Raw genomic sequence first — 24,465 nt, forward strand, 5'->3', positions numbered from 1 at the left:
ATAGCGTTTTTAGGATAATCGCGGGTTGGGTTCTGTGGCAATCGTGAACGATAGCAAAAGGCAGAAGGCACAAGGCACAAGGCAGTTCGCGCAGCGTTCTGGGCAGGAGTAGGCACAAGGCACAAGGCAGAAGGGAAAAGATTTGGCAAGAGTTCTAGTTAGAACTCACCCGATGAGAAATTTGTGTTGATTTTTTAACATTTCACCCCAATAATCCAAAAATTGTTAAATTGGATACAGAAATAATTTTTTGGATTTTGCTGTGAATCGGAAATCTAGGGAAAATCACAAGCCAGTCGGCACCTAGTTCTCGAATTGACGGATATCAATCGCTAAAAAACACTATCAAAAAGCTATTTGGAGGCACAGGATATGAAACTCTCTTACCGAGGCGTTAACTACGAAAATTCATCCCCCATGATCGAAGTCATTGAAGGGGATATCGGTGGTACCTATCGGGGTCAAAATTGGAGATCCCATTATCTTAGACACATTCCCGAACCTGCACCTGTACACGATCTGAAATATCGTGGTGTGGCTTACCGCACAGGTAAACCGGTTGTTGCTGTACCTTCGGCGACAGCGGCACGCTGCACATTGCCTGGTTTCCACAAGCGGGAACGAGAAAAAGAGTTGAATCAGCTAACGAGAACTCACCTGAGCAATATTCGCAACAGCTTAGAACGTCGGATGCAAGTGGCGAAAGCGAAAGGAGATGAGAAGCTAGTGCGCCTTTTAGAGCAAGAGAGAATGACGCTACCTCTCCAATAATCTTCTCAACAACGGCAGATTATGTCGGGTTCAAGTAAAACGTTGGGCGATCCTATGCGATCGCCTTTTTTCATGGCTGCTGAATCTGAGTCGGCTATCCCCTGTTTAAAACGAACCACTCCAGGCACAGAGTTCACTCCAGGAGAATAAACAGATAAAGGGGTGATAGCGGCGGATTGGGTATCAGTATAAAATGCGTTCGCCGTCAACAGCCAAAAGCGTTAGCGTGGCAGTAAGCTTTTGCTTTGAGAAACTTCACAGGAACTGGCAAAATTTTGCAGGTAGCTACCTCCAGGAGATAACTCTGATGCTTGAATCTTATCGTCAACACGTTGCCCAGCGAGCCGCTTTGGGTATTCCCCCCCTGCCGCTGAACGCCGAACAAACTGCCGAACTGTGCGAATTGCTGAAAAATCCGCCTGCGGGGGAAGAAGAGACATTAATGGCATTATTGCGCGATCGCGTTCCTCCGGGTGTCGATCCGGCGGCTTACGTCAAAGCTTCATTCTTAACGGCGATCGCAAAACAGGAAATCACCTGTCCCCTGATTACTCCCCAGTGGGCAGTAAATCTTTTAGGCACAATGATGGGGGGTTACAATGTCCATTCCTTAATCGATTTACTCAAATCCAACCATCCGTCAATGGCAGCCTCAGCGGCAGCAGCCTTAAGCAAAACCCTGCTAGTGTTTGATGCCTTTCACGACGTTCTCGCTTTGTCGGATGTCAACCCCTACGCCAAGCAGGTAATTGACTCTTGGGCGAATGCCGAATGGTTTATCACCCATCCTAAACTCGCGGAAACCATTACCGTTACCGTGTTCAAAGTGCCGGGAGAAACGAATACCGATGATTTATCCCCCGCACCCCACGCCACCACTCGCCCGGATATCCCCCTTCATGCCTTAGCAATGTTGGAATCCAGGATGCCAGGAGGCATCGAAACGATCGCCCAACTCAAGGACAAAGGGTATCCTGTGGCGTATGTTGGGGATGTTGTGGGTACAGGTTCATCCCGCAAATCCGCGATTAACTCCGTGCTGTGGCATATTGGCAACGATATTCCCTTTGTGCCGAATAAGCGGTCTGGGGGATATATTTTAGGAAGTGCGATCGCGCCTATCTTCTTCAACACTGCTGAAGATTCGGGGGCATTACCCATTGAGTGCGATGTCAGCCAGATGGAAACTGGCATGGTAATTACCATCCATCCTTATAAAGGAGAAATTACCAACGAAGCGGGAGAAGTGATTTCCACCTTTACCCTCAAGCCTGACACCATTCTCGATGAAGTTAGGGCGGGTGGACGAATTCCCTTATTAATTGGGCGCAGTCTCACCGACAAAACCCGCGAAGCTTTAGGATTAGAACCGAGTACCCTGTTCACCCGTCCCACCATGCCAACGGATACAGGCAAAGGCTTTACCCTGGCACAAAAAATGGTGGGGAAAGCTTGCGGTTTACCCGGTGTGCGTCCCGGTACCTCTTGCGAACCCCTGATGACAACCGTTGGTTCTCAGGATACCACCGGCCCGATGACTCGCGACGAATTGAAAGAACTGGCTTGTTTAGGGTTTAGTGCAGACTTGGTGATGCAGAGTTTCTGTCATACCGCCGCTTATCCCAAACCCGTGGATGTCAAAACTCACCAAGATTTACCGGATTTCTTTTCCTCTCGCGGTGGTGTAGCCTTACGTCCCGGTGATGGCATTATTCACTCTTGGCTGAACCGGATGCTATTGCCGGATACCGTGGGAACCGGCGGCGATTCTCACACTCGCTTCCCCTTGGGAATTTCCTTCCCGGCAGGTTCTGGGTTAGTGGCGTTTGCTGGTGCATTGGGTGTGATGCCGTTGGATATGCCAGAATCGGTTTTAGTCCGGTTTAAAGGAGAGTTGCAACCGGGTGTCACATTGCGGGATATTGTGAATGCAATTCCTTACGTGGCAATTCAAAAAGGATTACTGACAGTGGAGAAGAAGAATAAGAAGAATGTCTTCTCCGGGCGGATTATGGAAATTGAAGGGTTGCCGGATTTAAAAGTCGAGCAAGCCTTTGAACTCACTGATGCCAGCGCTGAACGTTCTTGTGCCGGTTGCACGATTAAGCTGAGTGTGGAGACAGTTTCGGAATATCTGCGATCGAATGTCGCGCTATTAACCAACATGGTAGCGCGAGGTTACCAAGATGCTCGTACCATTATGCGCCGTGTTGCCAAGATGGAAGAGTGGTTGGCAAATCCCGTACTGATGGAAGCTGACGCCGATGCCGAGTACGTGGAAATTATCGAGATTGACTTGAATGAAATCAAGGAACCGATTGTCGCTGCTCCCAATGACCCGGATAATGTGAAGCTATTGTCTGAGGTTGCAAATGACCCGGTGCATGAGGTGTTTGTTGGTTCCTGCATGACGAATATTGGTCATTATCGTGCCACGGCAAAGGTATTGGAAGGCGAACCCCCAGTTAAGACGCGCCTGTGGATTTGTCCCCCAACCCGGATGGATGAAAAGCAACTGAAAGAAGAGGGTATCTACGGTACCTTTGGTGCAGCGGGTGCGAGAACGGAAATGCCAGGATGTTCTCTGTGTATGGGGAATCAGGCGCGTGTAGGAGATGGCACGACAGTGTTCTCGACTTCAACGCGCAACTTTAATAATCGCATGGGTAAGGATGCCCAAGTTTATCTGGGTTCTGCTGAATTAGCAGCAGTTTGTGCGATGTTAGGACGGATTCCCACAGTGCAGGAATATATGGACATTGTGGCGAAGAAGATTCATCCGTTTGCAGGTGATTTGTATCGGTATTTGAATTTCGATCAAATCGCTAATTTTGAGGATGAAGGACGGGTAATTCCGTTGGAAGAAATGCCCAAGATTGAGGATATTTTGGGGATGCCTACGGCGGCAAGGTAATTAATGTAGGGTGGGCAAAGCCCACCTTACTCAAGTTTCAACTAGAGATTAAATTCTATAAAAGAGGTAATCATGTCTAAGTAGGGTTTCAAGGTGACAGCCCTAGCTGCTGAAACTAACTTTATCCTAAAATCTGAGTCTACCCTGCGTTATCAACTGAAAACCCCCCGCTAAAGCAGCAAAGGAAATGAAAAAGTTCCACAGACTGGTTGGTTTTAACATAACGCCGCCACTCAAAAAGACTAAAACAGCACCAAGCCCCAGCAAGATCCAACCCAAATTGCCGGTTTGTCTGGAGAAAAATAGAAGACTAATAACACCAACCATAATTGCTAAAACTGAAGCGGCAGCAGGGATGTCGCGCCAGAGGTAGGGAGAGTAGTGAGTTGCGAAGATAATGTTCTGACCTAGAAAGTAGATACCCAGGATGAGTAGTGCAATTCCTAAAAGTCTGCTCATGCTTTTTTAATCTATTCAGTAGTTAGAGCTTACACAAACTTAGCAAAAATTGAAGGAGACAAAGGCTCCTGCGGAGGCTGGGACGACGTAAATATAGAGTTTTGGGGAGTCTGAATTTTATCCTTGCTCCCCTCCCCGTTGCGGGGAGAGGTCAATCCGTGCGATCGCTCCAAGCAGAACACATTTCACAGAAACCTAACCCCCTAACCCCCTTAAGGAGCAAGGGAAGGGGGAACAAGAGGTTCTTACTCCCCTCTCAAGAGTAGGAGAGGGGCTGGGGGAGAGGTGATCCAAAATGTAAAAATACACGATCATAAAGCAGCTCTAGAGTTTCTCCAAGTAGCTCAATAAGTCTGCCATTTCCTGGGGACTAGGCTGGAACTTGGGCATCGGTGGGGTTTGACCGCTAGTAACTTGATGAATCAGACTGATTTTCGACTTTCGCTTAGAGACATGCTGTAAGCTAGGTCCAACCTTACCATCGGCCTGTAATCCATGACAGCCTGCACAGTTAATTTGAAACATGTCATGACCTCGGCTTGAGTCGCCAGTCAGGGATAAGACCGTACTCACATAAGGGTCTGAAATCTGAATCAGGTGGAAACCTAAGAGGCTTGCGCTGATAGCCAGAAGCACCGCGAGTACCACTAAGGTAATTCGCCGAATCAAGATTCCAGGTTGGGCAAGCTTGTTCTCCAAACGATCTCCTATCAAATCAAGAATTTAGAAAAGGTTTTTAATCGAAGCTGAAATCGCAAACCAAATTTGTTATTCAAAAAAGTGACGCTGTAATGGAGTGTCCTAAAGTATGTCGATTAATAAACATAGCTTAAAATTTTGAGCGTGAGTAAGCAAGCCGGAATCTGGGGGAGGGTTTTGGATGGGTAGCTGCAATGCCATTAAAAACGCAGGTAGTGGTCTGTAGAAGTTTTGGCATGAGAGCTAGTACGATGAGAAGCAGGTAAAAAAACTTATCAATCAGGAGGACTAACGTGGTAGAACCGCTGCTTTCAGGGATTGTTTTGGGTCTGATCCCAGTTACTCTGGCTGGACTCTTTGTCGCCGCATACATGCAGTACAAGCGTGGCGACCAGTTAGGTATCAACAAGTAAAGATACTGGGAGAGCCAATCTCCCCTGGTTGCCCCATCAGGTTGGGGGTAGGCACCCGGAACTCATACGAGGAGGCACTACCCCTACAACCCAGTCGATTCACCCTGACAGACCACTCCGATTATCCAAAACCTTTTGTGACTCACGATTGACTTCCATCATTCCCGCTTGCTTAACAGGGGCGATAGAAGGTTACAGCCGTGTTGCCATAGACTTTCTGACGATAGAGTTCCAAGTTAGAAAGCGGTTGACAAGTCCAGTTGTTGGGACTGTGTTCCACAGCTAGTTCACCTGCGTCATCCAGAAGTTGGTAATTAGCGATCGCTTCTAACACCGGCTGGTACAAGTTACTAGCATAAGGGGGATCGAAGTAAATATGGTCAAACGATTGACCCGCCAGCGATTTTAATCGCACAACTACATCACCCCGTATCACCTGAAACGTTTGTTCAGGTTGAGCCACTTGCTCCCAGTTCTCTTGAATGATGGCGCAAGCTTTCGCCCATTTTTCAATTCCGATCACTACAGATGCTCCCCGACACAGTGCCTCGGCACCCATTGAACCTGTACCGGCACATAAATCAAGCCATCGGCAGCCTCTAATGTTACCATGCCAGATGTTAAATATCGCCTCTCGTACCCGTGCCGTTGTCGGTCGGGTGGCTTGCCCAGATAAGGTTTTGAGCTGGCGATTGCCGTAAATTCTCATGGTATCGGGTTGAAGATTTTGATGTTCAAGGTTGAAGGTTGAAAGTTTTAATGTTCAAGGTTGGGGGCATTAATTCGTAAATTTGTCAACTTTTAACCTGCCAACTTGCAACCTGCCAACATTCAACTCTGGTTTGAATTTAATGACTAACGACTAAGGACTCCGCGCATCGGTTGACTTGCGCCACGAAGTTAGACAAAATTTGCAGTCCTGTCGTCGAAGATTTTTCCGGATGGAACTGAACCGCCATCAAGTTGTCACGAGCGATCGCAGCCGTTACCGTCTGAGAACCATGTGTCACTGTTGCTGCCCGAATCGTGGGGTCAACAGGGTCAACATAGTAGGAATGAACAAAATAGACCCGTGGACTGCCAGATAATTGCTGCCAAAGTGGACAATGGCTTTGAGTAAACTCTAACTCGTTCCAGCCCATGTGGGGAATGGTAATTCCGGGTTCTGGCTGGAAGCGACGCACTTGACCGGCAATAATGCCTAATCCGGGTTCAGTCCCTTCTTCGCTGCCTTCAAACAAAATTTGTAACCCCAGACAAATACCCAAGAACGGTTTACCACTCGCAATCGCCTGTTTGATCGGTTCTTCGAGTCCGCGCGTCCGCAAATGTTGCACTGCTGGGTCAAATGCACCAACTCCGGGGAGTACTACAGCATCCGCCCGCTCAATATCTATGGCTAAATCGGTTACTTGAGTTGTTGCCCCGGCTTTCTCCAAACCTTTACAGGCCGAGTGCAGGTTTCCCATGTCGTAGTCTATAACAGCAATTACTGGCATTAACCTGCTTTCCCTCACATCTATTATTAAATCTATATCTATTTTATGTTGCCGTCGTCTGTCTCCTGTAGACTCAACGGCTTGTCAAAAACCCATAATTTCAGTTCTGTGATGTCACATATTTTACTAACCTCATTTCAAACCTGGCTCCCTCATCAACAATCTAATTCGTCGGATGATTTACTCGAAGAAGTTGCCAAACTTGAGTCCTTCCCTCACTCTTTGACGTTCTTGAGACACTTACCCGTTGATATTGCCCAAGCGAGTCAACGTGCGATCGCTAAAATCAACGAACTGCAACCGGATATTATTATCTGTTGTGGCATGGCAGAGTCTCGCCGTCAATTAAGTGTTGAGTCCAATGCCAGTCTAGGAGATACCGTATTGAAGACTCCGGTGGATTTAGAACGATTATTAGATAGTTCCATTGATACAACGATTAGTCATAATGCCGGGAAATTTGTTTGCGAAGGGTTGTATTATTCCGTGTTAAATTATCTCCAAAAAAATGAGCTGAAAAAGCACGGTTTATTTGTCCATGTTCCCATTTTGACTCGAAACAATATGGCTGAGGTTCTCACTGATGTTGAATTAATCATGCACAGATTAACCGCTCTATAATTTAATTGGCCAGGTCATTCAACATTAACGACCAAAAAGCTGCTGTCGCCTGACTCTTAAGTACATCCCGATGGGAAATTGATAAAACTCAGTCACCAGCCATAGGACAATCGCCAGATGGGACAAAAAAGTTAACCCAGTCCAAGCCACAGGTAGCCAGGATAAGGTACTACCCGGTTCTGGGGGAAACGTGTAGGCGGCAACACCAATCAGGCTTGTGGGGAAGATGATAAGTCCTAGACCAAAAATCCAGGAACTCCATCCCCATTCAACTCCCTCCAAGTGTCCCCCTTTCCAAGTCTTACCATTCCAGTGCCAAGTTAGGGGTGGGTTTCGATCCGCCATTTTTAGCTGTTGTCTTTCCAAATCGGCAATAAAAATGTGGCGACAGCAGTCACAAGCCATAGCATCCATTAATGGCATGGCTTTGAGTTGATTGAGGCGGCAGACTGGACAGGGGTAGATTCCGTGATAGTGGAAAGGGCGGCTTTTATTTATTGAACTATGCATTGGAAAAGCAATCGCGTTAGTTTTTTGTTCTCTGTATTCGTTGAGTTTTATCGATAGAAAGATGGCAATCCGTAGGTGGCAAAAGCAGATATCCCAATCACTGCAACGCTTAGTGAAACTGCTTTAATTGCTCAATTAGATGATCGAAATAGGGTACAAGGTTGGCTTGCTGCTCTGGTGCAACCTGCTTTAAACTGGCAGCTTTGATGCCCTCTAAACCGACCACCATCGCATCTAATGGTACTTGCAATTCTTGATAGAGCAGTTGCATGTAGTGTAACCCATCGGTACTGGTGTAGTCGGTGTGCTGTCCGGCAATACCATAGGTAATGCAACGCAAAAAGTGCCAGAAGTCACGCCAGCAGGCATCGGCTCGTTCTGCTGGGTAAAGTCCACCACCGGGTTGGCTAATGTTGGGAAAGGTGTTCAGAACCGTAGCTCTGGCTTCATTGACAATGTCATTGACTTGATCGCGCAGTTGTCTTGCAACCGGAATTAACTCTGATGGATTCGGTGCGATCGCCTGAATGTGCTGCAAATCCTCATCGGTCAAATAACGACCTGCATCGTCAGCAGCCTGGAAACACTGGATTGCCTCTGCCGAATGGGTGCTTTCCCAGGTCGCAAAACTGACAATTCTGGCTTTTTGAATTAGTTCTCGAACTTTTTCACTCAGTTGCGGCTTTGTCATGGTGAAAGACTTAGAACTCCGTAAATCAATCGAATAGGCAGTTTAGATGCCTAACAGCTTATCTGTTGATTCACCTCTTACCTAATCATCATTATCTCTTGATCACGACTCAAACTTTTATTCTGATGAGCAGACTCCCACTGGATTGCCTTCAGGTCTAAAGTGGAGAACATGTTTATGGTTCACGCTCATGGATCTCAACCAAATCGAAACCAATCTGCAAAACTCAGATTTTCAGTATCGACTCAAGGCAATCTCTGCCCTCAAGGATTATCCTCCAGATGTCGCTGTTCCTTTACTCATCAGACATATCCAAGACCCAGAGTTTCTGGTAAGAACGTTTGTTGCCAGAGAGTTAGGGCGACAAAAAACGTCTGAATCCTTTGCTTCCCTGCTTCAAATTATGAAGTTTGACAACACGCCTAATGTGCGTGCAGAAGCCGCAAACTCTCTGTCTTTGTTCGGTGAAGTCTCCGCCTCGCACTTGGTACAGACATTTTTTCGAGATGATCACTGGCTAGTACGCCGTAGCATCCTGGCGGCTTTGGTAGAAATGAATTGCTCAGAAGAAGTCCTAGAGGTGTGCGGTCAGGGTCTGGCGGGAGATGATGCCGCCGTGCAAGAAGCATCTATTGATGCTCTGGGTGCGTTGGCGGGTTCTCGTCAGTCTGAGGCGGCTCTGTGCCAACTCCTGACCCTCAAAAATTCCGGGGCTGAATATATCCGGGTACAGGTTGCCTATGCCTTGAAGCGCTTTAATGCACCGGAAGCCAGAGATGCCTTGTCTCAATTGAGGAAGGATACCGACCACCGAGTTGTTGGGGCGGCGATGGAAGATTTATTGAAAGTCAACTGGAATGAATCTCAGACTTAACTCTATCTCTAGATTCCGAAAAAAGTACCCCTCTGGGTTAGGTCTTCCGGATTAAGGGAAGCCTATAGTGTATCTATGAAGTATAGCAATTGGGCAAAAATGTCCAGAAAAACGTTCCAAATTTTACAGTACTTAATGTTTAGCGGAGCGCAATAAGGGAGAAGCAAACCCTTGCTCCTGATGTTTGTATACACAATAGGAGAAAGCTATGGCGGAGATACTGAACGGCGGTCAAATGCTCTGGAAACTGGAGGGAGATGATCGAGTCTTGCACTTGCGGCACGATCCATCACAGCCGTGGCGTCCCTACGAAGAGTTTCCACAGTATGTTCTGCCTGATCCTGATGGCTTTTCTAAAGGAATTGCTACCTTTTTAGCCTTGCTCAAAAAGGATTGGATAGCCATTAAGTCTTAGAAAATGGATACAAAATCATCTGCTAACATTTGAGTTATCCAGGCATCCTTAGTTACAACCCTCAATAGAGCCGAAGATTGGACAATACCTGAAGGCACGTATCTAAGAGGAGTGATTCAGGCTTTGTAATGTTGTCTTCAGTGTGAGTGGATGTCTGGTTTCTAATTCTTGTGCCGGTTGATTGAGCAGGCGCGATCGCATGGCTTCACTTAGCCCTTGAACTTGAGTGAAGTCTGCTCCAGCAATGCTTTCAAATTGTTCAAATTCTGCATCTGTCAAATCCGCTGCCCGCAAGTCTACTCCAGCTAAATTCGCCCCATTCAAGCGGGCATGACGTAAAAAAGCGCCGGTTAGAATGGAGCGTCGCATGTCTGCCTGCACGAGACGTGCGCCTCTCAAGTTGGCCCCAGTCAGGTCAGCTCCTCCCAAATACGCACCTAAAAGATTGGCTCCTTGTAAATCGGCGTACCGTAGATTAGCCGTATTTAAAGGCGCACCGTTGAGATGCGCTCCTGGCCCAATTGCCCCGGATGACTTGTAAGCCAAGCCTTCCGGAAAACAGGTTTGGCTATCATAGCGCGCTCCTTGCAGCTTAGTATCCGTTAAATTCGCTCCACTTAGATCCGCTCCACTCAGATCCACTCGATATAAACAGGCTCCCTGTAAGTTGGCTTGTCGAAGCACCGCATGGCTAAGATCGGCTCCCCGCAGATCGGCTCCCCGCAGATCGGCTTCGTTCAGGTTTGTATGACTCATGTCAGCGCGAATCAGCGTAGCTCGACACAAGTTAGCCTTTTGCAGATCAAGACCCCTGAGGTTGAATTGGTACAAATCTTCCTGGATCAGAGCTATCCCGGCGTTGAGAAGCGCCAAAACATCTTGAGGGGTCTTCTGAATCTCTCTGCCTGTCATGGATTGGAATTCTGACATTGCTATTCAACGGTATTGTACCGTACCCCATTTACAATCATTAGGAAAGTTTTGTGATGCCCCTGTTTTGTGAAGGAGAACCGATGGTGTTTGTGCAACCCATAACAATGATGGACTTTTTTCATAAAAGCGAAGGAGTCTGGTTTACTCAGCGCACAGTGCATCATTTTGACACGGTGGCGGATGAATCAGGAGAATCCAAACTCCATGTGCAGGTGCTTAAACCGGATGACCCCAGGATTCAAACCATCTGTGAGCTGCAAGGCATCGATCCGGCGATCGCCGCAGGGGGAGCCAGCTTTATGTGGCAGGCACACCAGGATAATCAGGAACCCAATCCAGATCAGGCGGCTGTGTTAATTGATGTGCCGGATGATGAGACGGGGCGATCCGGTAAACTGCTCCGCAATCAAGGCTATGTGGAAAAGATTCCAGTGGTTAGTCGCTACTGGTTTGGCAAAGATGGGATTTTGACGATTGATACTGACTATGAAAGTAATCAAGGACAGGAACGTGGCTGGTTCATTACCGATGATTTTCGAGTCCGTGTCAGCACAGTGCGAATGATGAATGGGGTGTATTTAATGACCTATTGCTCGGAACGGCGCTGTGTGTCTGAAGCAGACTTAGCTGCAATGATCCAGCACAACTTGTCCAGAGCATCCTCTTGACCAGATGAGATTACGTTAAGGATCTTTACTTTGTTTCACTCATTTGAGACGGCTTGTCTAGGAACCCCGTATTCTCAGGGATCAAGGCAAATGAGACGGTGAATCTATGTATAAATCCTTCCTTGAGCATCTAGAACAATCGCTGTTTCAACGGTTTGATTTACAAAGTCGCCCGATTCCTGCGGGGTTAGAGTCGCAGGTGAGCGAACGAGGGAGAAACCCAGCCGTCATCCAGAGTTGGTGCTATCAATGCTCGGAGTTTCGGAAAATTCGCTACACCTATATAGACGCGGGTGCCAGTGCCCAAATTCTGAATAGTGTGGTTTATCCCAGTCATCAGTACGAGTTGCCTTTGTTGGGGATTGACTTTCTTTCCTTTGGGCAAGTCAAAAACCTGATTGTCATGGACTTTCAGCCGTTATTTCAAGACGAAGCGTACCTCAGGAAGTATATTTATCCCCTGAAGGTATTGCATGATCAGTATCCAGACCTGGCGCAGAATCTGGAAATGAAGTTTTATGATGCCAATCAGTACTTCTCAAAATATTTATTGTTTGCCAAAACGGATAGGGAAACCGTGAAAACACGAGTTTTCGAGGCATTCAAAGATTATTTGAATCTGTACTGGCAGATGCTAGAGGACGCCAAACCTCTGACTGAGGCGGAAGATATTCGGCGGATTGTTAAAGCCCAAAAGAACTACGATCAATATAGTGCCGACCGAGACCCAGCATCGGGGCTGTTCAGTAGCTACTTTGGACATGAATGGGCGGAAAAGTTTTTGTATGAATTTTTGTTTGAGGATGCCGTGCCATTAACGGCTGGGGTAGCCAAAAAATGATTGAGATTGACTATGACTCTTTATCAGCCTTTTTTAGATTATGCGATCGCTCTGTTACAACAACGCTTAGACTTGCAACCTTACCTCATTCCAGAGGGGTTTGAGGCAAAATCGGCGATAGTGGGCAAGGGCAAACATCAAGACGAAGTCCTAACAACCAGTTATGGTTATCAGGCGACAAAACTCAGGCAAATTCGAGCCGCGCATGTGCAGGGGGGAAACTCTCTTCAGGTTTTAAACTTCGTCATTTTTCCGCATTTGAACTACGACTTACCCTTTTTTGGTGCGGATTTGGTGACGCTACCGGGAGGGCATCTTATTGCTCTGGATATGCAACCCCTGTTTCGGGACGATCTGAGCTATCAGGCCAAGTATACTCAGCCCATCCTGCCGATCTTTGAGACTTATCAGCAACACCTACCTTGGGGGGGTGACTTTCCAGAAGAAGCTCGTCCTTTCTTTTCTCCGGCGTTTTTGTGGACTCGACCCCAGCAAACCGAGGTGGTGGAAACCCACGTCTTTACCGCGTTTCAAGCTTATCTTCAGGCATACCTGAATTTTGTGGAGCAAGCAGAACCCGTAACGAACTCCTCTTCACTGAGGGCGATTGAACAAGCTCAACTCCGTTATCTCCGCTACCGAGCCGAAAAAGACCCGGCACGGGGAATGTTTACTCGCTTTTATGGTTCGCAATGGACGGAGGAATATATCCACGGCTTTTTGTTTGACCTAGAGCGAAAACTGGCAATGGCAACCACAGAGTAGCCATTCTTGGATGGCGCTGATCTGCCTCAAAGGGCAATCGTTGTCTGAAAGGCCAAAAACATGACTATTACTTGGGTTTGTAATATTGACGGAATCTGAGAAAATCAATCATACGCTCTTTAAGTAATCTACCTTTAGGAAAAATAACGGATATGGCTGATATCCCAGAACTCACTTCACTCGATCAGGCAACCCCTCAAGAACTGACCGAAATCATTGCTGAGTTGGAAAAATATCGGGAACGCTTAGTGAATGACACCCTCTCTATGGCACAGCGAGCTAAAATCATGAAGGCGCAAGCTTTGGCTCATCTGGAGCCTAACCTGGCTCAAATTGATTCGACGCTTCAGGCACTCCGCGAACGGCAAGTCGCTAAAACCAATGGTAACTAAATCCTAAGAACACGAACAGCGATAGAGAATTTGTGATGAGTTACCCCCTCAATTTTGAACCTTCAGCCGTGGATGACCCAGCGCTGCAAGTCCAAGCTGAAAACGATGCCCTGATCCAAAGGGTCAATGAAGAGATTACACTGGGCACCTTCGACCCCACCGATCAACAACTCTTGAGACAATTGGTGGAAGGGTTGGGAGATTCACGGGGATTGGTTCGCTTGCGGTTTGCAGAAACTCTAGGGGAAATTGGTGAACCCGCGACCCCTTTTTTGCGAGAAGCTCTGGCACATCATCCGGATGTGGTCACGCGACGAGCAGCAGCGAAGACGCTCACCCTGATCGCTGATCCAGCAGCCGTGCCAACGTTGATCCATGCTTTCCTCAATGACCCAGATACGGTGGTCAAAGGTTCGTCGGCTGGAGCACTGGCAAGAACAGGAGAGGCGGCTGTCCCGGCTCTGTTGGATATCCTGGCATCAACAGAGCAGCCAGAAGATATCAAAGGTCATGCCGCATGGGCACTAGCGTTTATCGGGTCTGAAGCCGCCGAATATTTATATAATGCTTTGAATGCAGCTTCCCTGGATGTGCGCTGTGCTGTTATTGGGGCACTCGGTCATGTGGCACAAGAACAGTCCGATGAAAAATCTTGCAACCTCCTGGTTTCATCTCTGGCTGACCCAGAGCCGCTCATTCGCACAGAGGCAGCAGCAGCCTTGGGGCAAGTGACTTATCCTCCTGCTGTTGAGCCTTTAATTCGGGCCATTCAAGATACTGATTTAGACGTGAGGAAGGCGGCTATCAACTCCCTCGGCAAGATCGGCGCTCCCCAAGCCCTTGAACCATTACAAGCCGTTCTAAATGACGAATTAGAAGTCATTCGGATTTTGGCAAAGCTGGCGATCGCTCAAATTGAGCGCCGACAGACACAAGATGATTGGTGATGGGGGAATGATGGAGATTCTCCCCCCTATCTACTGTTCTCTTCTCTGAAACTTCATCGTCATTTCCAGGCGAGACAATGCGCTATTGGCAGACTCCCGCACATAGGAGTCGGTTGACTCATCCTCCAGCAGGCGTTTAAGTACATCCACTCCCCGACTATCTCCGATTGAGCCAAGGGCATTCACAATTGAGATTCCCAGTGCCGGATTATCTGTCGTTTGCAAGGCTTCAATCAAGACATCAACAACTGGAGAACCAATCTCGCCCAGTGCCATCACGGCGGCAATATGCACAACTGGATTGGCGTCTTGCAAAGCCGTTTTCAATCCCAGAACTCCCTGTTCAGGAAAGGGAATTTCTGGATAATTGATGGCAACTTGCGCCAAGGCTTTGGCAGCACTACCCCGAACCGTAACATTTTCACTCTTGAGCAATGCCTCGACCAAGGGAGGTACAGTATCCATTCCGATCGCCCCCAGCGCTTTGACGGCTGCCCGACGATAGGTCGTATCTTCCTCATCCAGAATGCTCATTAGGCGGGAAATCGTTGTTTCATCCTGGTTTTGGGCTAGTTCCCACATGGCCTGTTCACGCAGATGGGGATTGGGATGCTTTAGTTGTTGAAAAAGTTCTTCCGTTGTCATACTCAGGTCTTCAAGCTAAAAAATGTTATGTGAAAAATGTGTGCGGGGCTAATCATCTTTCCTTTTTAAGGTTTAACCTTTAGTTTTGAATTGGCTTTTTCCCGAATCAACCAATCCTGATCCTGAGCGACTCGTTCGTAGCCACTCTCGTCGCCAAAGTGTTCCAGTGCCATCAAGGCTGCATACTTTAGATCCCAGATGTGGGTTTCCAGACAGGCTTGCAGATCTGAAATCGCTCGGCGATCATCCAATTCAGTTAAGGCGATCGCTGCTGCGGCTCGTGATTTCTGAAACTGGGGTTGCTTGTTATGCAAGGCTGCAATCAGTAAATCGTAAGCTGGAGCATGTTTCAGCCAGCCAAACAGCTTGATCACATGGAAATGGGCACCATAGTCATTTTTGGCTTCTTCTGCATAGGTCGCAAACAGAGCGGCAGGAGCAGCCTCAGCGTGATGCTCAAGTATCGTTTTGCTTGCCAGATAGCAGCGCCCAAAGTCAGTTTCGTACAACTCTTGCACCAAAAATGGTAGTGCAGGCGGTTGGTCGTAATGATGCACTAAACCCAGATCATTGGGATGATCGCGTAAAGTCTGTTCTAAATAGGGTTGAATCGTTTCAAAGGTGATGGCTCTGGCATAAATTCCAGCTTCTGCCAACATCCGAATTCCCCGCAGCCGAAACACCAAGGATACCGGGCATCGCGCAATATTGGGAATGGCGTCATAATACCGGGCATCGATCAAATCCTGAATGGACAACCGTCGCGCTAATACATTACGGTGTTGCAACATAGCCACGACCCGTCCCATCTGTTCATAGTCTTTCGTGAAGCGACAAACGGCAGCAATCGCCGCACTTGCTGTAGGTGGGTCAGCATCATCGACAAAGCGGCGAATCCTGTCTAGGGCTGGCTGATAATTTAACTTGGTTAGAGTGTGAATAATCACCCGATAGGTTTGCCCTGGCCGATTGAGCAACTGAGCTACATCTTCCAGAATGACAGCATCCTGAGTCCCAATTTCGCCAATCGCCCAGACGGCATTTTCTACTGTATAGCAGTCTCCATCACTCAAGCAGGAGTGAATCAGCGGTAAGGCTTGTGCGGCTTGGAGTCTACCCAAGGTTTCTACTGACTTTCGGCGCACGATTCGGTTCTCTAATGTTGGGTCAGTTTGCTCTACTGCCCGCATTAAGGCATCAATTGATCGCTGCGTCGGGAAGTTCACCAAATGGGAAGCCGCGATGTAACGCGAATCATCCTGACTCACCTGATCTTGGGGTGTATCTAAAAGAGAGATCGCCTGGTCTTCCGTCAGATTGAAGAAATTAAAAAAGCGTTTATCCATAAATCAGCCTAGGAGCAGATACCTGTCAGCGTTTAGCCAGTAATATTCTTGCGCGTTGCGAGTAGCTGACAACAGATAGCGTGAAGGAGCCAAACTTGATATTACGCTTACAAGTGGTTACGGATCGACAGATCTATTCAAACAAAACAAACCTGGAGATTCTTTGCCATTACTTAACCCTAACAGGCAAAGCAAAGAGCCAAGAACCTCCAGGCTGAAAATACTAGGAATCTACCCTGTCACAAAACCACCAATCCACCCATTGGGCTAGGACAGAGAATTGATTGCGTAGTCAAGCAGTGCGTTGTACTCGGTCAGAGCCTGAGCTGACATATCACGAGGCGCACAGCCACGGTTGCGAGCGAAGCTCAGAGCTTCAACGTAAGGAGCGGTGGGCAGACCCAGAGCGCGATACACTTCACGCTGACCCGCAATACCCCACTCATCCAGAGGACCGGTACCACCGACAACCAGGCAGTACTGAATCAGGCGCATGTAGTGCTTGATGTCGCGAGCACACTTGGCTTTGAATGTGTCGGTGGAGTTGGCTTCACCAGCATTGTTTAGGTAAGGATATTTTTTAATGCAAGCATCGTAAGCTTCACGAGCTACGTTGTCGAGGTTGTTAGCCAGCTTTTCAGCCGCTTCCAGACGCGCCGCCGCCCGCTGAATAGAACCCTGAACGGATTCCAGATCAGAGGTAGTGGGGAAACGACCCGCTGCATCAGCAGCCGCAATCACGGTGGTAACAACTGATTTCATTTCTTAAATCTCCGATAATTTAGGTGTTGATTGTGGTTTAATTTTTTCAAGAGCTGTTAGCCAGTGACTAGCTCAGTGCGGAAATCACACGATCAAAGTAGCTGGAAGCTTCAGCCACTAAGCTGGCGCAGCGATCTTCTACCACAGGAGCTCCCATTTTGCGTAGTTTAGAACCAGCAAACTCTTCGCTGGGGGTGTCTTTGATGTGAGCAGCAGCTTGAGCCTTCATGATCTGAACAGCACGCACGGTAGAGGTGGTGGGTACACCCAGAGCGGCATAGGTTTCTTTCAGTCCGTTCAGGCAGCGATCATCTAGAACAGAAGCATCTCCAGCCAACAGAGCGTAGGTGACGTAACGCAGAATGATTTCAGCATCGCGCAGGCAAGCAGCCATACGACGGTTGGGATAGCAGTTCCCACCGGCTTGAATCAAGCCTTGGTTTTCGCAAATCATTCCAGCAACTGCATCAGAAACCATGCAGCTAGCATTGCTGGCGATCGCATTTACAGCATCTAAACGGCGGTTACCGCTAGCAACAAATGCTTTGAGGGCATTAATGTCACTGACAACAGAGGTGCTGGCATCGGCTGAAACTACAGCTCTAGAAAAAGCGTCAAGCATTTCGCTCTCCTTAAAAACGATTGATCTGTAAAAACTTTTGGCTTGTTTGTCGAACAAGACAATAAAGACCATAAAAGACGATGCATACGTCCGTCTCAGTTATGAGAAACAAAGTAACAATCCTTAACACTCTAAAAATTATCCCCAGTTAGGCCATGCTAACTGGGGATGAGGATGATGGATTTTAAGGATTGCTGGACAGGGTTGAGGAACGAAATCGGAGGATAATCTACCCTTTTTTGCCTTAAACTCTCGATCTCCACCTAACTTTGCTTGAGAAGATGTTTGAGCATATTGTCTTTGACCATTAATTGGCGCAGTACCTCCAGCAGGAATTTCTGAGATTCCTCTGGACTTAATGCCTTAATCTGTTCCTCGTAAAGTTTGAGGTTGAATTTTTGTTCTATGCTAAGCTCCATCGGGATTTCCATAGCTTCTACTCTCTTTTAGTGTTTTGCAACATTTGTGTTGTCTAGCCTGTTCCCTTAAAGTTAACAAAAGTTACAGTCGCTTGACAACTAGCACACTTTAAAATTTATGAATAAAACAGTGCGAGGCTGACCCATTTCAATGCTTAACTCGCTATGCTCACCGCTTGCTCCATACCGTTAAGATTTACAAATCTTGATATTCATAATTGCTCCCCTATAAGAAAATCAGTCATAACAAAGCGTATAAAATGCCTCAATGGCTTGAACGCCTGTAAAGTCAGTACTATCTTGATTAAGACTGGCAATTAGTCTACTCAGCAGATTCATGCAGTTGTTGATGGATCTGGGTAGGCAACCTGAGATTTGTTTACATCTTGATACAACTTCTTAAAATCTTTCGTTAACTAGGAGTACCGTGTAATGCCTTTTGGACCAGCTTCGCGCCTTGGGGTCAGCCTGTTTGATGAAACCCCTCCCCTTGAGTGGGTACCCGGTCGCTCACTAGAAGAAGTCGAAACCATTATTAAGGCAGTCTATAGGCAAGTACTGGGGAATGCTTATGTGATGGAAAGTGAGCGTCTAACTGTCCCCGAATCGCAGTTCAAACGGGGTGAATTGAGCGTGCGAGAGTTTGTTCGCGCCGTCGCTAAGTCCGAGCTTTATCGTTCCCGCTTTTTCACCAGTTGTGCTCGCTATCGGGCGATCGAACTCAACTTCCGGCATCTACTCGGTCGTCCACCCTTAGATCTGGAAGAAATGCGGATGCACAGTACTATTCTGGATACCCAAGGCTTCGAGGCAGAGATCGATTCTTACCTCGACAGCGATGAGTATCAAACCACCTTTGGAGAGAACTTTGTTCCTTACATCCGGGGCTATAAAACAGATGCCTGCCAGAGCATGGTGCAGTTTACCCACACTTTTCAGTTGGTGCGGGGTGCTGCCAGTAGCAGCTTGAAGGGCGATTTAGCGGGTAAGAGTCCCAAGCTCAATTCTCTGGTCATTCAGCGCACTCCCACAGCAGTAATTTCGCCTGCTGGAAGTGGTGCTACCTTCCGAACACCCCCCATTGCTTCCCGCAGTCGTCAGGGTGTAGATGCCAGCTCTGGTGGCAAAGTTTATCGCATTGAAGTCACAGGCTACCGGGCAAAAACCTTTAATAGTGTTTCTAAGTTCCGCCGCGCTAATCAAGTGTTTCTGGTGCCTTACGACAAACTCTCTCAGGAATACCAACGAATCCACCAGCAGGGTGGTGTGATTGCCAGCATCATATCTGTGTAAATTCAGCTTAAAGCTGACAAACTTTGAGGAAAGAGGTTTTCATGGCATCTTCTACAATTTTGGAATTATGGCCTACTAGTGATCGAGCGGAAATCCAAACGATCATCCGGGCAGTATACAAGCAAGTGCTAGGCAATCCCCATGTCATGGAGAGTGAGCGATTGGTGACAGCAGAGTCCCAGTTGTGCGATCACTCCATCACCGTGCGGGAATTTGTCCGTGCCGTTGCCAAGTCGGAGTTTTACCGTACCCGCTACTTTGAATCCTGTGCTCCTTACCGCTTTGTAGAACTCAACTTTCTACACTTACTCGGTCGGGCACCTCAAGATCAAAGAGAACTATCTGAGCATATTGTGCGCTGTGTCGCCGAAGGCTACGACTCCGAAATCGATTCCTACATCGACAGCAGTGAATATCAAGCCGCATTCGGCGAAAATATTGTGCCTTACTATCGGGGCAGAAGCAGCGAGGCAAACCCGAAGCAAGTAGGTTACAACCGCATGTTTGCACTGGATCGCGGACCGGCTCAAGTTGATAGCGCTGTTCAAGCGTCGCAGCTTGTCTATGCGGTTGCCACCAACAGCGCCAATGAGATTAAACCCTCCTCGGCAACAGTAATTGGCTCCGGTACCGAAAAACGGTTCAAAATTTTAGTGTCAGGGTCAAAATTTGACAGCCCTCGGCGGATCAGTGTCACTGAATATATTGTTCCCGCCAGCAAGATGACCCCTCAAATCCAACGAATTAACCGCACTTCCGGCAAAATCGTCAGTATTACCGAAATTGCGTAACCCTGTGATTGGGTGAGCATTGCTCACCCAATTAAATTTGTCTTTTTGAATTTCCCGCTTTTTGATAAACCTTGACCACAAACCTGTTTTAGGAGGTATTGAATATGGCTCTTTGGATCGAAGCCGAATCCGTTGAACGGCGCTCCAACGCCACCGAAGATGATCTGCAAGCCATCATCCGGGCAGTCTATCGACAAGTCTTGGGTAATGCTCATGTGCTCGATAGCCAACGACTTACCAATGTAGAGTCTCAATTCCGAAACGGCGATATTACGGTTAGAAATTTTGTTCGAGCTGTTGCTCAATCGGATTTATACCGCTCCCGTTGCTTTGAAACTTCTTCCCCCTACCGTTTCATCGAACTGAACTTTAAGCATCTCCTCGGTCGTGCGCCCCAAGACCAAGCAGAAATTGCGGAGCATGTACAAATTTATCATCAATATGGCTACGAAGCTGAAATCAACTCCTATATTGACAGCGACGAATATATCAGGAGTTTTGGTGAGCATTTAGTGCCTTCTGCCCGTGGCAATCGCACCCAATCCGGCATTAAGAACGTTAGCTTTAACCGCTCATTCACCTTGATGCGAGGATTCGCCGCCAATGATGTGGGTAAATCGGCAAAGCTGATCAGTGACATTGGCGGTAATTTGCCGACCAAGATTGTTGCCCCATCGGGTGCTTCCGGTGTCTATAGCAATACGGGTAAGCGGTTCCGTGTTGCGGTTTCCCAAGTTAGCTATGGGCCTCGTGTCACCCAAAGTGTTACTACTTTTGAAGTGGGATATAGCCAGCTATCCCAGAAAATCCAAAATATTCAGAAGACGGGTGGCAAAATCCTTCGTGTTACTGAAGTGGCTTAGGATAATGTGATTGCTCAAGAGGTACTGCCTTAAAGGGCGATCGCAAGTTGGATGACTAGGCAGAGAGGTTTGTAGATGCACTTGCAGAATTAAGTTGTTGATTCTGCAAGTGCCCAATTTCAACGCGATTGGGTATTTTGGCTTGGATTACTAATGAATGAAGCCTCAAAATTAAGGTGATTTGTATGGCAAGCACAATCATTACTCCTGGAACCACTGATCTCAGTGACTACACGAGTCGCCGGGTGACGATTGAAGTGGCGGGAGGCTGTCATCCGGAGATGATGCGGATGGGAACGTATACCATCACAATTCCTTATAGTTGTTTCTCCCAAACGATTCAGGGTATTCATCGCCTCGGTGGCAAAGTTACTCGTGTTACTGTCCCCCATCATTCCGGCGATGTTCTACCTTCACCCAAGGAGACTGAATTGATCTCGCCACCGCCCCAGCCTCAGCAACCGAAAAACTCGACCCACACTCGTCAGGCGACAAAACCGACGAACGGTACTCAGGGACAACGATCAAAACGGAAACCGAAGAGTTAATGGACATTAAGGAGTTTGTTGCCCATTCGATTGGGCGTTGGCGATCGCAACGCAGCGCCCATCATTTAGCCTTCGGTCACTTTGAAGCGGTACAATCTGAAATCGATATTGTTTCCCTCTCAATCGATGACCCAGAAGTGATTGAGCTGTGCAAAATGTACAGCATTGATCCAGAGTTAGCCGTTTCACCCTTTCGGATGAGTTGGGAAGGGCAATCAGACTGGGATGAGAATGAAGCGGTCAAAGGCACTTGCATCCTGGTTCCCGTTCCCGATCCGGCACAGAGTAATCGGGGCAAACTTCTGCGTGATCAAGGCTATGCTGAAGAGATCGCAGCGGTGGGTGATTATTACCTAACGGATGACGGTACATTTGTGCTCGTTACGGCTTATGAGCGAGCAGCGGCTGAAGAAAAAATCTGGTTTGTCAACCCCAATGTTCGTTGCCGAGTATCCCTAATCAAAACTAGTGCTGGGACAGGGGTTGTAACGGCCTCATTTTCTTCAGAGATTCGTCAAACCAGCTAAGAATGGTGCAAAGATTCAAGCGTTCAGGTCTTTGTGCATTCCAGGCTGTCTCTTTTTTAAGTTGATCGATTGACTCATTGATTTGATTTCATCTCCATGTCACCCAATCTGCCTCATTCCTCTGAAGCGATATCTAATGATTTAGTCACCCTAGCTCGTTGGATGGCTGGGGATTTCAGCAACTATAAGCAGGCGTTTGAAAATTCTAAAGATTACGCCCATATTCATGTTTTTTTTCGTCCATTGCCCTTTGATTTTTTTTCTGGAATTGGACTCTATTCAGAACAAGTTTACGATTACGATTTGTGGCGACCTTATCGCCAAGGCGTGCATCGCTTGATTGATCAGGGCGATCAGATTTATATCGAAAACTATGGTTTAAAAAATGCTCTTTACTACGCCGGAGCGGCGCGGGACTTAACGATTCTTAAAACTATCACTCCCGATTGCATTGAGCGCCGCTATCACTGCTCGATGATTTTTAAGCGCGACGGTGATCGATTTCGAGGAAGTGTAGAACCTGGAAACCGTTGCTTAATCGAGAAGAATGGTTGCCAAACTTACCTGGATAGTTATGTTGAACTCACAGAAACAACCTGGGTGAGTCTAGACAAGGGTCTGGATGTCACTACACACCAGCAAGTTTGGGGGTCTACCTTTGGTCCGCTGCGGTTTGAAAAACGAGAAAGTTTTGCTCAGGAAGTCCCGATTGGCTGATGAAGACGGTAGCCCCTACTATGAACTGTTTCAATCAAATCTTCAGACGCTCCGGCTGCTTTCAGCTTCTGGCGCAACCCCCGGATATGAACCTTAACCGCATGTTCTTCTGGGGGTGACTCTAACGACCATACATGTTCGATCATCACACTACGACTGAGAACACGGCGACCATTTCGCAAGAGTAATTCTAATAGGGCATACTCCTTAGGGGTTAGGTGGATGGATGTCCGTCCGTAGCTGACTTCATAGGTGCTGGGGTTGAGGCGCAAGTCTCCCCATTCTAGAATGGGTGATGAGGTAACACTGCCTCGACGCAACAAGGCTCGAATGCGTGCAAATAGTTTCTGTAAATCGACGGGTTTGACCACATAGTCATCCGCCCCAACATCTAGCCCGTTAATTTCATCGCTAATCGTGTCACAGGCAGTGAGCATGAGAATCGGCTGGTTATATCTGTGCGATCGCAAGCGGTGGCAAAGACTGATTCCATCCAATTTTGGCAACATTACATCCAGTATCAACAAGTCGTAATCCAGTACATTAGATTGATGCCATCCAGCGTCTCCATCATGTACAACATCAACTACGTAACGCTGGTTTGACAGGGCTTCTGACAACATTTCTGCAAGGGGCACATCGTCTTCAACCAGAAGAATTCTCATAGAAGAGAGGTTTTGAGAGAACAACAAGCAGCGTTTGAGAGTGAGCCAAATCCTGGAACCTGCTGAATTGTTAAAGGCTGTGAGTATGGAACACCCATTATAATTTTACGAAAATTTGTCCCCCAAATCTCGCCTTTGATTTAAAGAGAAGAATTATATCATAATTTAATTCAATTTTGTTCAAATACATATAATAAAATATTAAGTTTTATTAAAAAAAATTATTCTTTCCGATTTCTTTACCGTTTTCTAACCAGTTTCCTTACCCCGTATGTGAGATCCTCTAGTTTCAGGGTTACTTAGTGATGAAGTTAATCCTGTTTTAAGGAAATTGAAAAATTTTAACGAATAGTTTGCATGAATAGTATCGTAGCTCAATGTTGGCACTTGGCGATTCAAAGTAAGCCTCAGTGTGATATTTCCAAAGCTTCAGCCCGACCTAGCCGTTGGATCAGTTTAGGGTTGCTCGGTAAACCCTAAACTACTTCTGACGTTACTTGTGCTCAAACATGAGTCTTACACTTACCTCCGTTGAAATGTTGCCACCCATTGCTGAAAAAAAGTTGCAATGCTGGATTCGCAGTCGTCATGTTATTTGCTCAGGAAACTTTTTTATTTTTGAGACTGTGGATTATTCAGCACTGGAACGATTTACCGAATACACTATGGCGTTGGGGGGAACGGTGATTTCCGTCGGCTCAGTTGGCAAAATTTGGATGGGTGATCATCGCCAAGTCATTCTTTATCAAGCCAGAGCTAGTTTGCACACTCCCCACCATAACCTCAAACAATATTGGATTAAATACGGCAGTTTTCGCACAAGATTTGATCAACAAATTTGATACACAGTTAAAG

General features: G+C 47.2%; 32 protein-coding genes. 19 read left to right on the plus strand and 13 right to left on the minus strand.

What is annotated here, in order from left to right:
* The first annotated feature begins 372 nt into the window (after positions 1-372).
* The 3 genes from pirA to acnB all read left to right on the plus strand — a co-directional run bounded on the left by pirA (position 373) and on the right by acnB (position 3,685).
* Positions 373-771 carry an arginine synthesis PII-interacting regulator PirA gene (gene pirA, locus MIC7113_RS22730; RefSeq protein ID WP_015184537.1) on the plus strand — a complete coding sequence of 133 codons (399 nt, stop codon included), beginning with the start codon at positions 373-375 and terminating at the stop codon, positions 769-771.
* Positions 772-792: 21 nt separating this feature from the next.
* Positions 793-921 carry a hypothetical protein gene (locus MIC7113_RS38740; protein WP_256374769.1) on the plus strand — a complete coding sequence of 43 codons (129 nt, stop codon included), beginning with the start codon at positions 793-795 and terminating at the stop codon, positions 919-921.
* A gap of 157 nt (positions 922-1,078) precedes the next feature.
* Positions 1,079-3,685 (plus strand): bifunctional aconitate hydratase 2/2-methylisocitrate dehydratase, encoded by a 2,607-nt coding sequence (acnB, locus tag MIC7113_RS22735; protein WP_015184538.1) that lies wholly within the window; start codon positions 1,079-1,081, stop codon positions 3,683-3,685.
* A 126-nt stretch (positions 3,686-3,811) separates the two neighbouring features.
* On the opposite strand, the gene MIC7113_RS22740 is transcribed toward acnB, so the two are convergent.
* On the minus strand, positions 3,812-4,144 hold the full coding sequence (locus MIC7113_RS22740) for a hypothetical protein (RefSeq protein WP_015184539.1): 333 nt from the start codon (positions 4,142-4,144) through the stop codon (positions 3,812-3,814).
* A gap of 324 nt (positions 4,145-4,468) precedes the next feature.
* Positions 4,469-4,843 carry a c-type cytochrome gene (locus MIC7113_RS22745; protein ID WP_015184540.1) on the minus strand — a complete coding sequence of 125 codons (375 nt, stop codon included), beginning with the start codon at positions 4,841-4,843 and terminating at the stop codon, positions 4,469-4,471.
* A 293-nt stretch (positions 4,844-5,136) separates the two neighbouring features.
* Between MIC7113_RS22745 and petG the strand changes: the two genes are divergently transcribed.
* Positions 5,137-5,256, plus strand: coding sequence for a cytochrome b6-f complex subunit V (petG, locus tag MIC7113_RS34985; protein WP_015184541.1), 120 nt, complete (start codon positions 5,137-5,139; stop codon positions 5,254-5,256).
* A gap of 172 nt (positions 5,257-5,428) precedes the next feature.
* Here the strand turns inward: petG and rsmD are convergent, their stop codons facing one another.
* Together rsmD and hisH are read right to left on the minus strand one after the other, a co-directional pair.
* Entirely contained in the window at positions 5,429-5,965 is a 537-nt protein-coding gene (gene rsmD, locus MIC7113_RS22750) for a 16S rRNA (guanine(966)-N(2))-methyltransferase RsmD (RefSeq protein ID WP_015184542.1), read from the minus strand.
* Between the two features lie 139 nt (positions 5,966-6,104).
* A complete protein-coding gene (gene hisH, locus MIC7113_RS22755; protein ID WP_015184543.1) occupies positions 6,105-6,755 on the minus strand; it encodes an imidazole glycerol phosphate synthase subunit HisH in 651 nt (216 codons plus the stop codon).
* A 108-nt stretch (positions 6,756-6,863) separates the two neighbouring features.
* On the opposite strand from hisH, the gene MIC7113_RS22760 reads away from it, so the two are divergent.
* Positions 6,864-7,376, plus strand: a complete 513-nt coding sequence (locus tag MIC7113_RS22760) for a pyroglutamyl-peptidase I family protein (RefSeq protein WP_172642254.1) — start codon at positions 6,864-6,866, stop codon at positions 7,374-7,376.
* Positions 7,377-7,400: 24 nt separating this feature from the next.
* Here the strand turns inward: MIC7113_RS22760 and MIC7113_RS22765 are convergent, their stop codons facing one another.
* The gene (locus tag MIC7113_RS22765; RefSeq protein ID WP_015184545.1) at positions 7,401-7,886 is read right to left on the minus strand and encodes a hypothetical protein; all 486 of its coding nucleotides are present in this window, start codon (positions 7,884-7,886) and stop codon (positions 7,401-7,403) included.
* Between the two features lie 109 nt (positions 7,887-7,995).
* Positions 7,996-8,577, minus strand: coding sequence for a phycobilisome protein (locus MIC7113_RS22770; protein ID WP_015184546.1), 582 nt, complete (start codon positions 8,575-8,577; stop codon positions 7,996-7,998).
* 190 nt (positions 8,578-8,767) lie between these two features.
* Here MIC7113_RS22770 and MIC7113_RS22775 point away from each other — a divergent pair, with 190 nt between their 5' ends.
* Together MIC7113_RS22775 and MIC7113_RS22780 are read left to right on the plus strand one after the other, a co-directional pair.
* The gene (locus tag MIC7113_RS22775) at positions 8,768-9,451 is read left to right on the plus strand and encodes a HEAT repeat domain-containing protein (RefSeq protein ID WP_015184547.1); all 684 of its coding nucleotides are present in this window, start codon (positions 8,768-8,770) and stop codon (positions 9,449-9,451) included.
* 208 nt (positions 9,452-9,659) lie between these two features.
* Positions 9,660-9,866, plus strand: coding sequence for a hypothetical protein (locus MIC7113_RS22780; protein ID WP_015184548.1), 207 nt, complete (start codon positions 9,660-9,662; stop codon positions 9,864-9,866).
* Between the two features lie 102 nt (positions 9,867-9,968).
* Here the strand turns inward: MIC7113_RS22780 and MIC7113_RS22785 are convergent, their stop codons facing one another.
* Complete coding sequence (locus tag MIC7113_RS22785; protein WP_015184549.1) at positions 9,969-10,796, minus strand: pentapeptide repeat-containing protein; 828 nt, start codon at positions 10,794-10,796, stop codon at positions 9,969-9,971.
* A gap of 56 nt (positions 10,797-10,852) precedes the next feature.
* Between MIC7113_RS22785 and MIC7113_RS22790 the strand changes: the two genes are divergently transcribed.
* The 5 genes from MIC7113_RS22790 (at position 10,853) to MIC7113_RS22810 (ending at position 14,412) form a co-directional block, all read left to right on the plus strand.
* Positions 10,853-11,467 carry a phycobiliprotein lyase gene (locus MIC7113_RS22790; protein WP_015184550.1) on the plus strand — a complete coding sequence of 205 codons (615 nt, stop codon included), beginning with the start codon at positions 10,853-10,855 and terminating at the stop codon, positions 11,465-11,467.
* A gap of 106 nt (positions 11,468-11,573) precedes the next feature.
* On the plus strand, positions 11,574-12,308 hold the full coding sequence (locus tag MIC7113_RS22795; protein WP_015184551.1) for a 15,16-dihydrobiliverdin:ferredoxin oxidoreductase: 735 nt from the start codon (positions 11,574-11,576) through the stop codon (positions 12,306-12,308).
* Between the two features lie 12 nt (positions 12,309-12,320).
* Positions 12,321-13,073, plus strand: coding sequence for a phycoerythrobilin:ferredoxin oxidoreductase (locus MIC7113_RS22800; protein WP_015184552.1), 753 nt, complete (start codon positions 12,321-12,323; stop codon positions 13,071-13,073).
* A 152-nt stretch (positions 13,074-13,225) separates the two neighbouring features.
* Positions 13,226-13,465: a hypothetical protein gene (locus tag MIC7113_RS22805; protein ID WP_015184553.1), complete on the plus strand. Its 240-nt coding sequence runs from the start codon at positions 13,226-13,228 to the stop codon at positions 13,463-13,465.
* A 35-nt stretch (positions 13,466-13,500) separates the two neighbouring features.
* Positions 13,501-14,412: a HEAT repeat domain-containing protein gene (locus MIC7113_RS22810; protein ID WP_015184554.1), complete on the plus strand. Its 912-nt coding sequence runs from the start codon at positions 13,501-13,503 to the stop codon at positions 14,410-14,412.
* A 30-nt stretch (positions 14,413-14,442) separates the two neighbouring features.
* Here the strand turns inward: MIC7113_RS22810 and MIC7113_RS22815 are convergent, their stop codons facing one another.
* The 5 genes from MIC7113_RS22815 to MIC7113_RS22835 all read right to left on the minus strand — a co-directional run bounded on the left by MIC7113_RS22815 (position 14,443) and on the right by MIC7113_RS22835 (position 18,218).
* Positions 14,443-15,057 (minus strand): HEAT repeat domain-containing protein, encoded by a 615-nt coding sequence (locus MIC7113_RS22815; RefSeq protein WP_015184555.1) that lies wholly within the window; start codon positions 15,055-15,057, stop codon positions 14,443-14,445.
* Positions 15,058-15,122: 65 nt separating this feature from the next.
* A complete protein-coding gene (locus tag MIC7113_RS22820) occupies positions 15,123-16,403 on the minus strand; it encodes a HEAT repeat domain-containing protein (RefSeq protein WP_015184556.1) in 1,281 nt (426 codons plus the stop codon).
* A gap of 267 nt (positions 16,404-16,670) precedes the next feature.
* Positions 16,671-17,165: a C-phycoerythrin subunit alpha gene (cpeA, locus tag MIC7113_RS22825; RefSeq protein WP_015184557.1), complete on the minus strand. Its 495-nt coding sequence runs from the start codon at positions 17,163-17,165 to the stop codon at positions 16,671-16,673.
* 67 nt (positions 17,166-17,232) lie between these two features.
* A complete protein-coding gene (gene cpeB / locus MIC7113_RS22830; protein ID WP_015184558.1) occupies positions 17,233-17,787 on the minus strand; it encodes a C-phycoerythrin subunit beta in 555 nt (184 codons plus the stop codon).
* 263 nt (positions 17,788-18,050) lie between these two features.
* On the minus strand, positions 18,051-18,218 hold the full coding sequence (locus MIC7113_RS22835; protein ID WP_015184559.1) for an NblA/ycf18 family protein: 168 nt from the start codon (positions 18,216-18,218) through the stop codon (positions 18,051-18,053).
* A gap of 420 nt (positions 18,219-18,638) precedes the next feature.
* Between MIC7113_RS22835 and MIC7113_RS22840 the strand changes: the two genes are divergently transcribed.
* The 6 genes from MIC7113_RS22840 to MIC7113_RS22865 all read left to right on the plus strand — a co-directional run bounded on the left by MIC7113_RS22840 (position 18,639) and on the right by MIC7113_RS22865 (position 22,945).
* Positions 18,639-19,499 (plus strand): phycobilisome linker polypeptide, encoded by an 861-nt coding sequence (locus MIC7113_RS22840; RefSeq protein ID WP_015184560.1) that lies wholly within the window; start codon positions 18,639-18,641, stop codon positions 19,497-19,499.
* 41 nt (positions 19,500-19,540) lie between these two features.
* Positions 19,541-20,290 carry a phycobilisome rod-core linker polypeptide gene (locus MIC7113_RS22845; protein ID WP_015184561.1) on the plus strand — a complete coding sequence of 250 codons (750 nt, stop codon included), beginning with the start codon at positions 19,541-19,543 and terminating at the stop codon, positions 20,288-20,290.
* Positions 20,291-20,394: 104 nt separating this feature from the next.
* The gene (locus tag MIC7113_RS22850; protein WP_015184562.1) at positions 20,395-21,153 is read left to right on the plus strand and encodes a phycobilisome rod-core linker polypeptide; all 759 of its coding nucleotides are present in this window, start codon (positions 20,395-20,397) and stop codon (positions 21,151-21,153) included.
* Between the two features lie 185 nt (positions 21,154-21,338).
* Positions 21,339-21,701 (plus strand): phycobilisome linker polypeptide, encoded by a 363-nt coding sequence (locus MIC7113_RS34270; RefSeq protein ID WP_015184563.1) that lies wholly within the window; start codon positions 21,339-21,341, stop codon positions 21,699-21,701.
* Positions 21,701-22,228, plus strand: a complete 528-nt coding sequence (locus MIC7113_RS22860) for a phycobiliprotein lyase (protein WP_015184564.1) — start codon at positions 21,701-21,703, stop codon at positions 22,226-22,228. The genes MIC7113_RS34270 and MIC7113_RS22860 overlap by 1 nt, the downstream gene beginning before the upstream one ends.
* A gap of 96 nt (positions 22,229-22,324) precedes the next feature.
* Complete coding sequence (locus tag MIC7113_RS22865; RefSeq protein WP_015184565.1) at positions 22,325-22,945, plus strand: chromophore lyase CpcT/CpeT; 621 nt, start codon at positions 22,325-22,327, stop codon at positions 22,943-22,945.
* Here the strand turns inward: MIC7113_RS22865 and MIC7113_RS22870 are convergent.
* Entirely contained in the window at positions 22,924-23,610 is a 687-nt protein-coding gene (locus MIC7113_RS22870) for a response regulator transcription factor (RefSeq protein WP_015184566.1), read from the minus strand. The genes MIC7113_RS22865 and MIC7113_RS22870 overlap by 22 nt on opposite strands.
* Before the next feature lie 509 nt (positions 23,611-24,119).
* Here MIC7113_RS22870 and MIC7113_RS22875 point away from each other — a divergent pair.
* Positions 24,120-24,452, plus strand: a complete 333-nt coding sequence (locus MIC7113_RS22875; RefSeq protein ID WP_015184567.1) for a hypothetical protein — start codon at positions 24,120-24,122, stop codon at positions 24,450-24,452.
* Positions 24,453-24,465: the final 13 nt, after the last annotated feature.

The organism is Allocoleopsis franciscana PCC 7113, from assembly GCF_000317515.1.
Classification (GTDB): domain Bacteria; phylum Cyanobacteriota; class Cyanobacteriia; order Cyanobacteriales; family Coleofasciculaceae; genus Allocoleopsis; species Allocoleopsis franciscana.